The sequence below is a fragment of the Burkholderia sp. BCC1993 genome (assembly GCF_905339865.1).
GTDB lineage: Bacteria > Pseudomonadota > Gammaproteobacteria > Burkholderiales > Burkholderiaceae > Burkholderia.
Genome location: NZ_CAJPGZ010000012.1, coordinates 243,202 through 257,127, shown reverse-complemented (window position 1 = coordinate 257,127; position 13,926 = coordinate 243,202). Strand labels below are relative to the sequence as shown.

Genomic DNA, 13,926 nt, shown 5'->3' with positions numbered 1-13,926 from the left:
GACCGCCCGCCGCAATCTCGGCTCCGAAGCGACGCCGGCGCGCCGATCCCGGCGCAATGCGCCAGCCGCCCTTGCCGCTTTACGTTATGCTGTCCGCCGACCCAATCCACACCATCGGAGGGCGCATGAAACGGGGGATCCGGGCGATCGCATGCGCGGCCGTCGCGCTGGCGCTGCCGGGTGCGGCATTCGCGCTGACCGACGGCTACGCGCAATACGACGACTGCATGCTGGGCGCGCTGCGCGAGAGCCGCAACGGCGTGGCCGCGCAGCTGATCCAGCGCTCGTGCGACGCGCTGTACCGCAACAACGCGATGCTGCTGCCGCGCGAGCGGCGCTTCCACGAGTGCGTCGTGCAGTCGCTGCCGGGCGTGCGCGACAACTACGCGATCCAGCAGATCATGGCGATCTGCTCGCGGCGCGGCGAGATGTGAGGGGCAGCGCGTGCCGGCCGACGCTGGACCTGCCGCGCCTCTAAAGGAGTCGGCGCGATGCCACCGCCCGGACACAGACAAATGCAAACCGGTGAGCAGTCAGCTGTAGAGCCAGTGCCCAGCCTTGGCCGATGCAATCAACATTCGGACGTTCAGGTCAGGGACATGATGAACGACTCTTTTCTTGAACGGATTGATCAAGTCAAGAAATGAAGAGTCCTCTTCGGGGTAATATTTTTTAATGTCGAAGCCACTCATATCGACACCAAACTCCTCCGAATACTCCTTCATCACCTCTTCGACTTCAGCAGCATCAAAGCCCAGGTCAACGTCCAGATCGGTATTTTCGGTTATATCCACACTCCTCGACAACATGGAGAAGCCAATCCTCTTCTTCACGAAGTCAACCACCTCACCCTCAATGCCTACCATAACCTGTCACCCTCCCTCGCGACCCTATTGTAATGATTAGCTGCCTTGTGAGCGATAATACAAATGTCACTCGCGAGAATTACCCAGCCTGCGACGGGTATCGTTCTTCCCACAAAAGTGCCGATGTTCCTCACCATCCTGACTTTCAGATCCCTCACCGGCCCGCCCACCAGGGTGGGCAACTTAAGACCAAACGGAAACTGCGCCTTCTGAAAAACCCTTCTCGAAAACTGGCTTGCACGCGAAGTCCCTTTTATTGCTCCGCCGGGTTTCACACGGGTCGATAAATTGTTTTTGCCAAGCAGAATCATGCCAATCGACACCGCATCGTCGACACCCAACTGATTCATGGATTCGTCGACCATTATCCAGAAGAACAATTCCCCGGCAGTCAGATTGTCCATTCCATAATAATAGTAAACGCCGCCCACCTTTTCGGCCGCCCCCATTCAATATCCTCGCGTGTGATTTTCAGAACTGTTTTTCAGTCTAACGAAGACATACGGCTACCGCGCGGACAAATTCCTGCCGATTTTCCGGCCGCTCTCTATGCAACGACGGTGGAATATCCCGCGAAACTTTTGTCACGCGGCTCGACGTGAGCAATGACGGGGCACAGCGGGATGCCGGCTCGAGAAAAGGCATACCGGTTCCGCATTCGAGCAGCGACGCACCGGCTCGATGGCAACGTAACAGACCGTTACCAGACGGCGTTTACCGGCGAGTACGCATGCAATTGCGTTGTGTGATCTTCCCTGCGCTGGCGAATCTCGGGCACATTAAAGCCAGCGAGGCGGCGCCTGCGCAGCGTCAATAGAACATCCCTCACCGCACAAACAAAAAAGGCCTGCACACATGCAGGCCTTCGTTCGGTCAATCGATCGCGTTCAGAACGACGCGACCATCGAGCCCTTGAACTGCTTCTTGATGAATTCCCGCACTTCCGCCGACTGGTACGCCTTGACCAGCTTCTTCACCCACGGCTGATCCTTGTCCTTCGCGCGCACGGCGATCAGGTTCGCGTACGGGCTCGTCAGCGATTCGAGCGCGATCGCATCCTTGGTCGGCTGCAGGTTCGCGGCGAGCGCGTAGTTCGTGTTGATCACGGCGGCGTCGACGTCCGACAGCACGCGCGGCAGCTGCGCGGCGTCGAGCTCGGAGATCTTCAGCTTCTTCGGGTTCTCGGCGATGTCGAGCACCGTCGCGTTATTGCCGCCCGTGCCGGCGCCGGCCTTCAGCTTGATCACGCCTTGCGTCTGCAGCAGCAGCAGCGCGCGGTTCTCGTTCGACGGATCGTTCGGCACCGCGAGCTTCGCGCCTTGCGGCAGGTCCTTCAGCGCCTTGAACTTCTTCGAGTACACGCCGATCGGCGAGATGTAGGTCAGGCCCGCGCTGACGATCTTGTAGCCGCGCTGTTTCACCTGGCTGTCGAGGTACGGCTGGTGCTGGAAGCTGTTCGCGTCGAGGTCGCCCGAGTCGAGCGCCGCGTTCGGCTGCACGTAGTCGTTGAACTCGATGACCTTCACGTTCAGGCCTTCCTTCTCCTTCGCGACCTTCTGCACGACCTGCCACACTTCCGCATCCGGGCCGGCCACCGTGCCGACCTTGATGATCTTGTCTTCGGCGTGCGCGCCCGCCGACAGCGTCAGCGCGGCACCGGTGGCCAGCACGGAAAATACCTTCAGGAGACTGCGACGCTTCATCTGTTTCTCGCTTTCTTGCTAACTGAAAATGGGGCGCGATACGGGTATCCCCGGACTCGCAGGAAGGGGCAAATGGTGTCACAGGATCGGCCGGAAGTGAAATACATCCCGCTCATATGGGTATGCACCGCGGCCGTGCTGGCGGACGATGCGCGACGACGGCCGCCACGACACGGAACGGCCGCTGTGCTAAAAAGACCGGCCGACCGGCACACCACGCGCCGGCGACAATTCCAGGGCCATCCATGTACGTCATCGACATCCACTACAACGCATCGCTCGAGCGCATCGACGATGCACTCGAACGCCACCGCGCGTATCTGCAGCCGCTGTTCGAGCGCGGCATCTTCATCGCGGCGGGGCCGAAGGTGCCGCGCGAAGGCGGCGTGATCCTCGCGGCCCGCATCGACCGCGACGAACTGGACGCGATCCTCGAAACCGATCCGTTCGTGACCGAAGGGCTCGCGACGTATCGCGTGACGGAATTCCGGATCACGCGTGCCGCGCAGGGCTTCAACGTGCCGGCGCTGCCGTAACGCGCGCCAGCGTGCCAGCGCGCGAATGTGCACACGCATGCCGCCCCGCGAGGCGGCGCATGCAGATCGAGGGAAAGAAGGAGGAATGCGTGACGGCGCGTCGCGGCCGTCACGCATTGCGCCGGGCGAGCGCCCGGGCGAACCTGCGGCGTACGCCGCTCAGTCGACCAGCAGCTTCAGGTCGTGGGCCCACGGGCCCGGGCCCTGGCCGTCGCGCACGAACAGGCGCAGCTTGCCGTCGCGATCGAACACGTAACTCGCGGCGGTGTGATCCATCGTGTAGCTGCCGGGCGTCTTGCCGGGCACCTTCGCGTAGTACACGCGGAAATCCTTTGTAACCTTCTTGAGCTGCGCCTCGTCGGCCGGCCGCAGCCCGATGAACGACGGATCGAACGCGGGCACGTACTGGCCGAGCAGCGCGGGCGTGTCGCGCTCCGGATCGATGGTGACGAACAGCACCTGCACGCGCTTCGCCGCATCGGGGCCGAGCTGCTTCAGCGCTTCGGACAGTTCGGCCATCGTCGTCGGGCATACGTCCGGGCAGTGCGTATAGCCGAAGAACATCACGACCGCCCGGCCCTTGAAGTCGCCGAGCGTGCGCACCTTGCCCGCCGTATCCGGCAGCGAGAAATCGCTGCCGAACTGCGTGTTGCCGGTGATGTCGAGATTCTGGAATTTCGGCGCGTTGTCGCAGCCGGCGAGCAGCGTGGCTGCCGCGAATGCGCACGCGAGCATCAAGCCTTGACGCGCGCGGCGCCCGAACCATGAATGGAGCATTGCGTTCAAACCGTGCGGTTACACGCCGAGCAGCGGGCGCGCATAGTGATCGACCAGCAGCGCGGCGAACAGCAGCGACAGGTAGACGATCGAGTAACGGAAAGCCTTGCGGGCGAGTTCGTCCGAGTAGTCGCGGTGGATCTTCCACGCATACGCGAGGAACACCGCGCCGAGCAGCACGGCGCTCACCAGGTAGACGGCGCCGCTCATCCCGGAGATGAACGGCATCAGCGTGACCGCGAACAGGATCACCGTGTACAGCAGGATGTGCAGCCGCGTGAACTTCTCGCCGTGCGTGACGGGCAGCATCGGCAGGCCCGCGTTTTCGTAGTCCTTGCGGCGATAGAGCGCCAGCACCCAGAAATGCGGCGGCGTCCACACGAAGATGATCAGCACGAGGATCCACGCGTCGCCGGGCACCGCGCCGGTGACCGCGGCCCAGCCAAGCGCCGGCGGCATCGCGCCCGATGCGCCGCCGATCACGATGTTCTGCGGCGTCATCGGCTTGAGCAGCAGCGTGTAGATCACCGCGTAGCCGACGAACGTCGCGATCGTCAGCCACATCGTCAGCGGGTTCGTGAAGGTATAGAGCGTCCATGCGCCGACGCTGCCGAGCACGGCCGAGAACAGCAGGATCTGCGGAGTCGTGATCTCGCCGCGCGCGGACGGACGCCACGCGGTACGGCGCATCATCGCGTCGATCTTCTGCTCGACGAGGCAGTTGATCGCGAACGCGGCGCCGGCCAGCAGCCAGATGCCGACCGTGCCGCCGATCAGCACATGCCACGGCACCATGCCCGGCGTCGCGAGAAACATGCCGATCACCGCGCAGAACACCGCGAGCTGCGTGACACGCGGCTTCGTCAGCGCCATGTACTGCGAGAACCGGCTACCGGGCGATTGGGAAAGGGTGCTTTGCATGGGGACGGTCACGCCGGGGCGGCGTCGCGCGCGGGCTGCACGACACGGCCGGGGCGGCTTGAAAGGATGCGAAAGTTTAACATGACGACGAGCAGCAGCAGGATCGCGGCACCGCCGTTGTGCGCGACGGCGACCGGCAGCGGCCACTGCAGCACGATGTTGGTCAGGCCCGTCAGGAACTGCAGCAGAACCACCAGCAGCACGCCGTTCGCGGGCCGGCGCAGCGACTCGAAGCGGCGCATCTTCAGCGCGAACGCGGCCAGGTATGCGACGACGACGAACGCGAACGTGCGGTGGGTCCAGTGGATCGCGACCAGCGCGTCCTGCGTGATCGCGTCGCCGTCCTTCGTCATGCCGAGCGCGCGCCACAGATGGAAGCCCTGGCCGAAGTTCATCGGCGGCATCCACTGACCGTTGCAGGTCGGGAAGTCGGTACACGCGAGCACCGCGTAGTTGGTGCTCACCCAGCCGCCGAGCGCGATCTGCACGACCAGCAGCACCAGCGCCGCGAGCGCGGCCGCACGGTAGCGGCCGGCCTCCGGGTCATGCGACGGCAGCGGCGTCTGCCGCGCCGCGAGCCAGCCGAGCGTGCCGAGCAGCATGAGGCCGAGCAGCAGGTGGGTCGTGACGATCACCGGCTGCAGCTTCATCGTGACCGTCCACGCGCCGAACACGCCCTGCACGACGATCAGCAGCAAGAGGCTCGTCGGCCACCACGGCGACACGTGCAGCGGGCGGCGGCGCAGCCGCGCCGACCAGGCGATCACGACCTGCGCGATGATCAGCACGCCGATCGCCATCGCGAAATAGCGGTGGATCATCTCGATCCACGCCTTCGTCATGCTGACGGGGCCGGTCGGCATCGCCTGGTGCGCGGCCGTGATCGCGGCGTGCGCGATGAACGGCGACGACGTGCCGTAGCAGCCGGGCCAGTCGGGGCAGCCGAGGCCCGAATCGGTCAGCCGCGTGAAGCCGCCGAACATCACCAGGTCGAGGGTCAGGAACGTGGTGATCCACACCAGCTTGCGGAACTTGTTGTCGTCGGCCTTCACCCACACGTACGACATCGGCAGCAGCGCGATGCAGAGGCCGATCAGGCCGAGTTGCAGTAGATACGACATCGAATGGTTGCCTCGTCGTCTCGCCTTAGCCGATGCTCGACCACTTCAGCAGCTTGGTCACGTCCGACTTGATCTTGCTGGGATTCGGGTCTTTCGGGAAACGCATCATCAGGTTGCCGTTCGGATCGATCAAGTAGAGGTGGTCGCTGTCCTTCGTGCCGGCGTCGGCCGGCAGCCATGCAGCCACCGCGGCCGGATCGGCGACCAGCCGGCGCGTGTCCGGATAGGCTTCCAGCACCTTCGGCGGAATCGCGCTCGCATCGCTGCGCAGCCACACCATCGTGATCCGGTGCCGCTCGCCCGCCTGCGTGACGCGGATCTGGCGCATGAAGTAGAGCTTTTGCGCGCATGCATCGTCGCACGCGCTGCGGTCGGTCATCACGAACAGCCACACGCCGCGCAGCGACGACAGCGGCACCGTCTTGCCGGTTTCGTCGGTGACCTGCAGGTCGGCTGGAATCGGCCGCTGCGGCTCGATCAGCGTGCCGTAGTTGGTCGAGCCGCCCTTCGGCTTGATCACGTAATAGGTGAAGTACGACGCGATGATCGGCGCCGCGCACACGAGACCCAGCAGCACGAGCATCCAGCGGCCGCGCTTGCGGGCCGCGGGCGAGATCGGCGCAGCGGCCGGACCCTGACGGGAAGATTGCATGGACAAATCAGACCTCTCGAAACGAACCCGCGGAGCATGCGCCGCGTCCTGCCATGGCGCTCACGCGCCGGCCGACTTCTTCGCCGCACGCCGCGCGGCGTACAGGCCGAAACCGAGCGCGGCCGCTGCCATGGCCCACCACTGAAACATGTAACCGTAATTGCGCTCGACGCCGGTCGTCGCCGCCGGCCAGTCGCGCACGAGCTTGTCGCCGTCGTCGCTCGTCTGCTGGATCACGAACGGCTGCAGCGGCAGCCCCGTTTCCTTCGCATACGCGGCGACGTCCAGGTTCTGCCGGATCTTCTGGTGCGCGGCCGAGCCGCCTTCGCCGAGCTCGAACGCGCGCGACGCGTCGGCGCGCGCGATGCCTTCGATCTCGATCTCGCCGCCGGGCGTCGGGAACGGCTCGATCGCCGTGCGATCGGCGATGTTGCGCGGCAGCCAGCCGCGGTTCACCAGCACGACGCCGCCGCCCGTGAGTTTAAACGGCATCACGACGTAAAAACCCGGCTGGTCGTTATACGGCCGATTGTCGAGGAACACCGCCTGCTCCGGCAGGAAGCGGCCCTTCGCCCGCACGCGGTGGAACTCGATCGACGCGAGCGGAATCAGCTGCGCGCCGACGTCGACCGGCGCCGCATGCTCGTAACGCACGACGTTCGCCTGCAGCGCTTCCTTCTGGTGCGCGCGGTCGCGCTGCCAGAACCCGAGGCGAATCGTGACCGCGACGACGACGAGAATCAGCAGCGCAGGCAGCCAGCGGATCTTCATCGGGCCACCCGCGAGGCGCATTCGCGAAAGCGAAGTGCGATAATTATCCTCTTCCTTTCGAATTGCCGTCGTCCGGTTCGTGTCATGCACATCCTCGTTCCCATCGCCTTCGTCCTCATCGTCGCCAGCATGGGCTCGGCGCTCTACTTCATGATGCAAGACCGCGGCCATACGAAACGCATGGTGTGGTCGCTTGCCACCCGCGTCGGGCTGTCGGTCTCGCTGTTCCTGTTCATCCTGTTCGCGAACTGGATGGGCTGGATCCATTCGACCGGCCTGCCGATCGGGCGTTGATGCCTTCACCGCGCCGGCCGCCGTGACCGCCGTGACCGCTGTGACATTTCGCCGCACAGCGGCGCTACCAAGCAAAAGCGCCGCCTGACTGAGTCGCGGCGGCGCCGGATTGGCGTTGAGCGCAAGCAGCCGGCCGCTGCCCCGTCCCCGCCAATGAAAACGGCCCGCGCATCGCTGCGCGGGCCGTTGTTGCATTTACAGCCAGTAGACGACGACGTACAGGCCGAGCCAGACGACGTCGACGAAGTGCCAGTACCACGCGGCGCCTTCGAATGCGAAGTGGTGATCAGGCTTGAAGTGGCCGCGGATCATCCGCACCAGCACCACCGCGAGCATCGTGCCGCCGAGGAACACGTGGAAGCCGTGGAAGCCCGTCAGCAGGAAGAACGTCGAGCCGTACACGCCCGAGTTCAGCGTCAGGTTCAGTTCGTTGTACGCGTGGTAGTACTCGAAGCCCTGCGTGAACAGGAAGCAGACGCCGAGCACGAGCGTCGCGGCCAGCCACGCGATCGCCTTGTTGCGATGATTGTCGCGCAGCGCGTGGTGCGACACCGTCAGCGTCGCGCCCGACGACAGCAGCAGCGCCGTGTTCAGCGTCGGGATCGGCCACGGGCCCATCGTCTTGAAGTGACCGGCGAGCGCGGCCGGGCCTTCGTTCGGCCACACGGCGGAGAAATCCGGCCAGATCAGCTTGTAGTCGAGGCTGCCGAGCTGGTGCAGCGCGATTTCACGCGCGTAGAACAGCGCGCCGAAGAATGCGCCGAAGAACATGACTTCGGAGAAGATGAACCAGCTCATGCTCCAGCGGTACGACTTGTCGACGTTCTTGCCGTAATGACCGCCTTCCGATTCGGCGATCGAATCGCCGAACCAGTGGTACAGCGTGAAGAGCAACCACAGCAGGCCAAGCAGCGCCGTGTACGGAGCCCAGTCGTGACCGTTGATCCACAGCGCCACCGACGCGAGCATGACCAGCAGGCCGCAGGCCGCGCTGATCGGATGCTGCGACGGATGCGGCACGAAATAGTACGGGGTCTGGTTTTGACCGCTCATGCTTGATTCTCCACTTCAGTCCAATTTGTGTACCGGAAACCGCTCCGGCTTTATTTCTTGCACGGCGCGACCGCCGCCGCTCTTTCCCGCACGCAGCGCCCGGGCGCTACGCACTGCATTCTTTCGTGGCCGCGAGCCTCAACCCACGACCGCACGCACGATCAGGATCAGCACGCCGATGAACACACCGGCCGCGATCAACGCGACGATCAGCACGTGCAGCGGATTGAGCTGCGTCGCGTCGGCCTCCAGGTCGCGCCGCTTGCGCACCCCGAAGAACGACCACAACACCGCTCGCAACGCCTGGCCGAACGACCCGCTCCGCTTGGTCTCTGTCACTGCCCCGTCTCCGTCGTCATGCGTCCGGCTTCGCCGCGCCCTGCGCCGCCGTCTTGCGCGGTGCCGGCACCGGCGCGGCCGGCGTGTTCAGCTCGAAGAACGTGTACGACAGCGTGATCGTCTTCACGTCCTTCGGCAGCTTCGGATCGATCACGAACACCACCTGCATCTTGCGCGACTCGTTCGCGGCCAGCGTCTGCTGCGTGAAGCAAAAGCACTCGATCTTCTTGAAGAACTCCGTCGCCTGCTTCGGCGCGTAGCTCGGAATCGCCTGCGCCACCACCGGCCGGCCCTGCCCGTTGGTCACGTCGTACACGATCGTCGTCAGTTCGCCCGGATGCACGTCGAGGCTGTTGTGCTCCGGCTTGAAACCGAGCGGGCCGCGCGCATTCGCATCGAACTCGACCGACACCGTGCGGCTCGTGTCGACCTGCGAGTTCTTCACCTCGCGTTCGCTGACATCGCGCTGCACCAGGTTGTTGATGCCGGTGATCTGGCAGATCGCGCGATACATCGGAATCAGCGCGAAGCCGAAGCCGAACATCAGTCCGGCCACGACGAAGAGCTTCACCAGCATCGAACGATTGAATGCGCGATCGACGGCGCCCTCTTCCGGCTTCGACATACGACGACTTCCTCGCTACTGCGTCAGTTACTGCGTATCAGTGAGTGGACAGCCACCACTGCTTGATCACGACACCCACAAAAAAAACGGCGGCGATGACGAGCAGGATGAGGCCGAGCCGCTTGTTGCCCGCGCGAATCTGCTCGGGCGTTCGTCTTTCTTGTGGATTCCGGTTCATCTGAAACTTCGCTGAAACTTCGCTGATACATCGATTCGGCGCCCGCCGCGCCTGCCTGCGCGGCAGGCAGCGGCGGAACGCCGGGTGAAACTTATTCGACGTGCGGCGGTTGCTCGAACGTGTGGAAGGGAGCCGGGCTCGGCACCGTCCACTCGAGGCCCGTCGCGCCATCCCACGGCTTGTCCGACGCCTTTTCCAGGTCGCCGCCGCCACGGTAGGCCGGCAGCGCGACCGCGAACAGGAAGTACACCTGCGCGAGGCCGAAGCCGAATGCGCCGATCGTCGCCACCTGGTTGAAGTCCGTGAACTGCGCCGGGTAGTCCGCATAGCGGCGCGGCATGCCCGCGAGACCGACGAAGTGCATCGGGAAGAACGTCAGGTTGAAGAAGATCATCGACGACCAGAAGTGGATCTTGCCGCGCGTCTCGTTGTACATCCAGCCCGTCCACTTCGGCGCCCAGTAGTACCAGCCCGAGAACAGCGCGAACAGCGACCCGGCCACCAGCACGTAGTGGAAGTGCGCCACCACGAAGTAGGTGCCGTGGTACTGGATGTCGAGCGGCGCCATCGCCAGCATCAGGCCCGTCAGGCCGCCGAACGTGAACACGAACAGGAAGCCGATCGCGAACAGCATCGGGGTTTCGAACGTCATCGAGCCGCGCCACATCGTCGCGAGCCAGTTGAACACCTTCACGCCCGTCGGCACCGCGATCAGCATCGTCGCGTACATGAAGAACAGCTGACCGGTGACCGGCATGCCCGTGGCGAACATGTGGTGCGCCCAGACCATGAACGACAGGATCGCGATCGACGCCGTCGCATACACCATCGAGCTATAGCCGAACAGCGTCTTGCGTGCGAACGCCGGGATCACCTGCGACACGATCCCGAACGCCGGCAGAATCATGATGTACACCTCGGGGTGGCCGAAGAACCAGAAGATGTGCTGGTACATCACCGGGTCGCCGCCGCCTGCCGCGTTGAAGAACGACGTGCCGAAGTGGCGGTCGAACAGCACCATCGTGATCGCGCCTGCCAGAACCGGCATCACGGCGATCAGCAGGTACGCGGTGATCAGCCAGGTCCATGCGAACATCGGCATCTTCATCAGCGTCATGCCCGGTGCGCGCATGTTCAGGATCGTCACGACGATGTTGATCCCGCCCATGATCGACGACGCGCCCATGATGTGGACCGCGAAGATCGCGAAGTCCATGCCCGGGCCCATCTGCGTCGACAGCGGTGCGTACAGCGTCCAGCCGGCAGCCGTCGCGCCGCCCGGCGCGAAGAACGAACCGACCAGCAGCACGGCCGCGACCGGCAGCAGCCAGAAGCTGAAGTTGTTCATCCGCGCGAACGCCATGTCGGACGCGCCGATCTGCAGCGGAATCATCCAGTTCGCGAAGCCGACGAACGCCGGCATGATCGCGCCGAACACCATGATCAGGCCGTGCATCGTCGTGAGTTCGTTGAAGAACTCCGGACGCATGATCTGCAGGCCCGGCTCGAACAGCTCGGCACGGATGCCGAGCGCCATCACGCCGCCCGACAGGAACATGATGAACGAGAACAGCAGGTACAGCGTACCGATGTCCTTGTGGTTGGTGGCGAACAGCCAGCGACGCCAGCCGTGCGGCATTTCGTGCGCGTGGTCGTCGTGCGCGTGGTCCGCGGCTACGTCGTGCCCGATGCTAGACATGAGAATCTCCTAATGCGAATACGTCGACTAACTCAGCGACACGTCAAGCCGCCGGCCCGATCTCGACCCGCCGGGCTTCCTTCGCGTCAGCCCCGCCCGTGATCGTTTCCGGCTTTTTCATGATGATGTGGTCTTCCGCCACGCCTGCTGCCTTCAGTGCGTCGCGCACGGCCTGTGCACGATGCTTGGCGAGTTCGGCGTTCGCGTCGGCCGAGCCCGTCTTGTCGGTGAAACCCGACAGCGCGAGCTTCGCGTCCGGATGTGCCTTCGCATAGTCGGCCGCTGCGGCGATCGCTGCCTTCGCGTCGGCCGGCAGCACGCTCTTGCCCGTTTCGAAGTAGATCGTCGACACAGCCGCCGATGCCGGCGCTGCCGCCGGTTGCTCGGCCGCACCCGACGCGGCTTGCGCCGGTGCCGAGGCCGCTTCGGCCGGCGCCGCGGCGCCCGCCACGTCTTCCGGCATCTTGCCGTTGCGCGCGTCGGTCACTTGCTTCGGCTGCAGCAGGTCGTTCTTGTGGTTGCCCCACGAGTTGCGCTCGTACGTGATGACCGATGCGATGTCGAGGTCCGACAGCGACGCCCACGACGGCATGGCACCCTTGCCGTGCAGCACGCGCTCGACGTGGCCGGCGATCGGGCCGTTCACGATCGGGCTGCCGTCCATCGCCGGGAAGGCGCCGAGGCCCTTGCCGCTCACCTGGTGGCAGGCCGCGCAGTTCGCCTTGTAGACTTCCTCGCCGTGCGCGACGAGTTCGGCCATCGTGTAAACCTTGTTCGGATCGACCGATGCGCTGGCCAGCTTGGCCTTCTGCGCGCTCACCCACTTCGCGTAGTCGTCGTCCGACAGCACAACCACCACGACCGGCATGAACGCGTGTTCCTTGCCGCACAGTTCGGTACAGAAGCCGCGGAACGTGCCGACCTTGTCGGCCTTGAACCACGTATCGCGCACGAAGCCGGGGATCGCATCCTGCTTCACGCCGAACGCGGGCACGTACCACGAGTGAACGACGTCGTTCGCGGTCGTGATGATGCGGATCTTCTTGTTGACCGGCACGACGAGCGGGTTGTCGACTTCCTGCAGGTAGGTCTCGGTGATCGGCTTCTTGCCCATCACTTCGTCACGCGGGGTGCTGAGCGTCGACAGGAAGCTGATGCCCTCGCCCGGACCCTTCACGTAGTCGTAGCCCCATTTCCACTGGTAACCGGTGACCTTGATCGTGAGATCGGCGTTGGTCGTGTCCTTCATCGCGACGACGGCCTTCGTGGCCGGCAGCGCCATCAGCACGACGATGATGAACGGCACGATCGTCCAGATGATTTCGACGGTCGTGCTTTCATGGAAATTGGCGGCCTTGTGGCCTTTGGATTTGCGGTGCGCGAAGATCGAATAGAACATCACGCCGAACACGCCGACGAAGATCACCGTACACAGGATCAGCATCATCGTGTGGAGATCGTAGAGCTCCTCGGCGATTTTCGTGACCGGCGGCTGAAAGTTGATCTCGTTGACGCGGGGGCCGCCCGGGCTATCACCGACCGCCAGAGCAGCGCCGGCAAAGAGCAATCCGCTGCATGCCAGCACGCCCGTGAGGGCTCGCTTGATTGTTTTCATAGCATCCTTACCCAAAATTTCCATTCAAACCCTCCCCCGTCGCAAGACGCCGGCCTGTTCCGGCCGGTGCCCGCGCCTCGTCAGCCGCAGCGCCTGAGCGACACGCGCAGTTCGTCGGCGAACTGCGCACGCTTGTGCTGCGCGAGATGCTGCCCGATTACGACGGTCTGCCCGCGCGATACCAGTCGAATCGGATCGCGTGGCGTCACACCCGGCTCGACCCGCACCCAGCGCGGATTGAATTCGATCTGCGTGAGCCGCTCCGCATCCATCCGCTCGATCACGAGCCGGTGCGGAAACAGCCTGATGCGCTCGTAATCGACCGCATGACGGGCATGGATCGCAAACGCGACGCCGACCGCCAGCAATTCGATTCCTGTGAAGGGCATGACGAGCCAGGCCCCCCGCCACATCAGCACTGCCGCGATCACCAGCGAGAAGCCCGCGAGCGACGCGTAAAACAGCACGAACTGGCGCGGCGACACCGAACAGTTGCGTTTCATGAGCCAGTCTTCGAGGACCGGTTCACCGTTCGTCTCCGCCGACACCCTTGCTGCTTCCATCGCCGCCTCACGCGAATGGCATGCGATGCATGCCTGCATCGGACTCGTCGGCCCGTATTGCGGGGACCCCGGGACGACAAGCTGACGCATTATAGGCGGGTTCAATGGCATCCACAAGCAAGCGGCTATCGGCCCGCGAGCCAAGCGCCACAAGCTTCCCGGCCGTTTTTGGCGTCAATTCGACCCCGCTTTGCGCCGCTAATTTCAGACATA

At 64.1% G+C, this 13,926-nt stretch carries 18 protein-coding genes; 3 read left to right on the top strand and 15 right to left on the bottom strand.

Going from position 1 to position 13,926, the window contains the following annotated elements; genetic code table 11:
- Window positions 1-125 precede the first annotated feature (125 nt).
- Window positions 126-434 carry a VF_A0006 family four-cysteine protein gene (locus tag U4Y91_RS21900; protein ID WP_044848207.1) on the top strand — a complete coding sequence of 103 codons (309 nt, stop codon included), beginning with the start codon at window positions 126-128 and terminating at the stop codon, window positions 432-434.
- Between the two features lie 99 nt (window positions 435-533).
- Here U4Y91_RS21900 and U4Y91_RS21895 read toward each other — a convergent pair whose 3' ends face one another.
- From U4Y91_RS21895 to U4Y91_RS21885, 3 genes are all read right to left on the bottom strand, one after another.
- The gene (locus U4Y91_RS21895) at window positions 534-866 is read right to left on the bottom strand and encodes a DUF1493 family protein (RefSeq protein ID WP_321806829.1); all 333 of its coding nucleotides are present in this window, start codon (window positions 864-866) and stop codon (window positions 534-536) included.
- Window positions 860-1,315, bottom strand: a complete 456-nt coding sequence (locus tag U4Y91_RS21890; protein WP_321806828.1) for an STM2901 family protein — start codon at window positions 1,313-1,315, stop codon at window positions 860-862. The genes U4Y91_RS21895 and U4Y91_RS21890 overlap by 7 nt, the downstream gene beginning before the upstream one ends.
- A gap of 438 nt (window positions 1,316-1,753) precedes the next feature.
- Window positions 1,754-2,569 carry a MetQ/NlpA family ABC transporter substrate-binding protein gene (locus U4Y91_RS21885; protein WP_321806827.1) on the bottom strand — a complete coding sequence of 272 codons (816 nt, stop codon included), beginning with the start codon at window positions 2,567-2,569 and terminating at the stop codon, window positions 1,754-1,756.
- Between the two features lie 245 nt (window positions 2,570-2,814).
- Here U4Y91_RS21885 and U4Y91_RS21880 point away from each other — a divergent pair, with 245 nt between their 5' ends.
- A complete protein-coding gene (locus U4Y91_RS21880) occupies window positions 2,815-3,105 on the top strand; it encodes a YciI family protein (RefSeq protein WP_044848209.1) in 291 nt (96 codons plus the stop codon).
- A 159-nt stretch (window positions 3,106-3,264) separates the two neighbouring features.
- Here U4Y91_RS21880 and U4Y91_RS21875 read toward each other — a convergent pair whose 3' ends face one another.
- From U4Y91_RS21875 to U4Y91_RS21855, 5 genes are read right to left on the bottom strand one after another with little or no spacing between them, the layout of a single operon-like run.
- Complete coding sequence (locus U4Y91_RS21875; RefSeq protein ID WP_321806826.1) at window positions 3,265-3,882, bottom strand: SCO family protein; 618 nt, start codon at window positions 3,880-3,882, stop codon at window positions 3,265-3,267.
- Between the two features lie 18 nt (window positions 3,883-3,900).
- The gene (gene cyoE, locus U4Y91_RS21870) at window positions 3,901-4,803 is read right to left on the bottom strand and encodes a heme o synthase (RefSeq protein ID WP_257773565.1); all 903 of its coding nucleotides are present in this window, start codon (window positions 4,801-4,803) and stop codon (window positions 3,901-3,903) included.
- Window positions 4,804-4,811: 8 nt separating this feature from the next.
- Window positions 4,812-5,924, bottom strand: a complete 1,113-nt coding sequence (locus tag U4Y91_RS21865) for a COX15/CtaA family protein (protein ID WP_321806825.1) — start codon at window positions 5,922-5,924, stop codon at window positions 4,812-4,814.
- 25 nt (window positions 5,925-5,949) lie between these two features.
- Window positions 5,950-6,576 carry a cytochrome C oxidase subunit I gene (locus U4Y91_RS21860; protein ID WP_321806824.1) on the bottom strand — a complete coding sequence of 209 codons (627 nt, stop codon included), beginning with the start codon at window positions 6,574-6,576 and terminating at the stop codon, window positions 5,950-5,952.
- 60 nt (window positions 6,577-6,636) lie between these two features.
- A complete protein-coding gene (locus U4Y91_RS21855; protein WP_321806823.1) occupies window positions 6,637-7,347 on the bottom strand; it encodes an SURF1 family protein in 711 nt (236 codons plus the stop codon).
- An 84-nt stretch (window positions 7,348-7,431) separates the two neighbouring features.
- Here U4Y91_RS21855 and U4Y91_RS21850 point away from each other — a divergent pair, with 84 nt between their 5' ends.
- Window positions 7,432-7,641 (top strand): twin transmembrane helix small protein, encoded by a 210-nt coding sequence (locus U4Y91_RS21850; protein WP_059599872.1) that lies wholly within the window; start codon window positions 7,432-7,434, stop codon window positions 7,639-7,641.
- A 195-nt stretch (window positions 7,642-7,836) separates the two neighbouring features.
- Here the strand turns inward: U4Y91_RS21850 and U4Y91_RS21845 are convergent, their stop codons facing one another.
- The 7 genes from U4Y91_RS21845 to U4Y91_RS21815 form a co-directional block, all read right to left on the bottom strand.
- The gene (locus U4Y91_RS21845; RefSeq protein WP_044848214.1) at window positions 7,837-8,694 is read right to left on the bottom strand and encodes a cytochrome c oxidase subunit 3; all 858 of its coding nucleotides are present in this window, start codon (window positions 8,692-8,694) and stop codon (window positions 7,837-7,839) included.
- A 138-nt stretch (window positions 8,695-8,832) separates the two neighbouring features.
- Complete coding sequence (locus U4Y91_RS21840) at window positions 8,833-9,033, bottom strand: DUF2970 domain-containing protein (RefSeq protein ID WP_006760730.1); 201 nt, start codon at window positions 9,031-9,033, stop codon at window positions 8,833-8,835.
- Window positions 9,034-9,049: 16 nt separating this feature from the next.
- Window positions 9,050-9,658, bottom strand: a complete 609-nt coding sequence (locus tag U4Y91_RS21835; RefSeq protein ID WP_321806822.1) for a cytochrome c oxidase assembly protein — start codon at window positions 9,656-9,658, stop codon at window positions 9,050-9,052.
- A 37-nt stretch (window positions 9,659-9,695) separates the two neighbouring features.
- The gene (locus tag U4Y91_RS21830; protein ID WP_006760728.1) at window positions 9,696-9,836 is read right to left on the bottom strand and encodes a cytochrome oxidase small assembly protein; all 141 of its coding nucleotides are present in this window, start codon (window positions 9,834-9,836) and stop codon (window positions 9,696-9,698) included.
- 91 nt (window positions 9,837-9,927) lie between these two features.
- Complete coding sequence (ctaD, locus tag U4Y91_RS21825; RefSeq protein ID WP_044848217.1) at window positions 9,928-11,535, bottom strand: cytochrome c oxidase subunit I; 1,608 nt, start codon at window positions 11,533-11,535, stop codon at window positions 9,928-9,930.
- 43 nt (window positions 11,536-11,578) lie between these two features.
- Complete coding sequence (coxB, locus tag U4Y91_RS21820; RefSeq protein WP_321806821.1) at window positions 11,579-13,174, bottom strand: cytochrome c oxidase subunit II; 1,596 nt, start codon at window positions 13,172-13,174, stop codon at window positions 11,579-11,581.
- A gap of 56 nt (window positions 13,175-13,230) precedes the next feature.
- Window positions 13,231-13,752: a DUF2244 domain-containing protein gene (locus U4Y91_RS21815; RefSeq protein WP_321806871.1), complete on the bottom strand. Its 522-nt coding sequence runs from the start codon at window positions 13,750-13,752 to the stop codon at window positions 13,231-13,233.
- Between the last annotated feature and the right edge of the window lie 174 nt (window positions 13,753-13,926).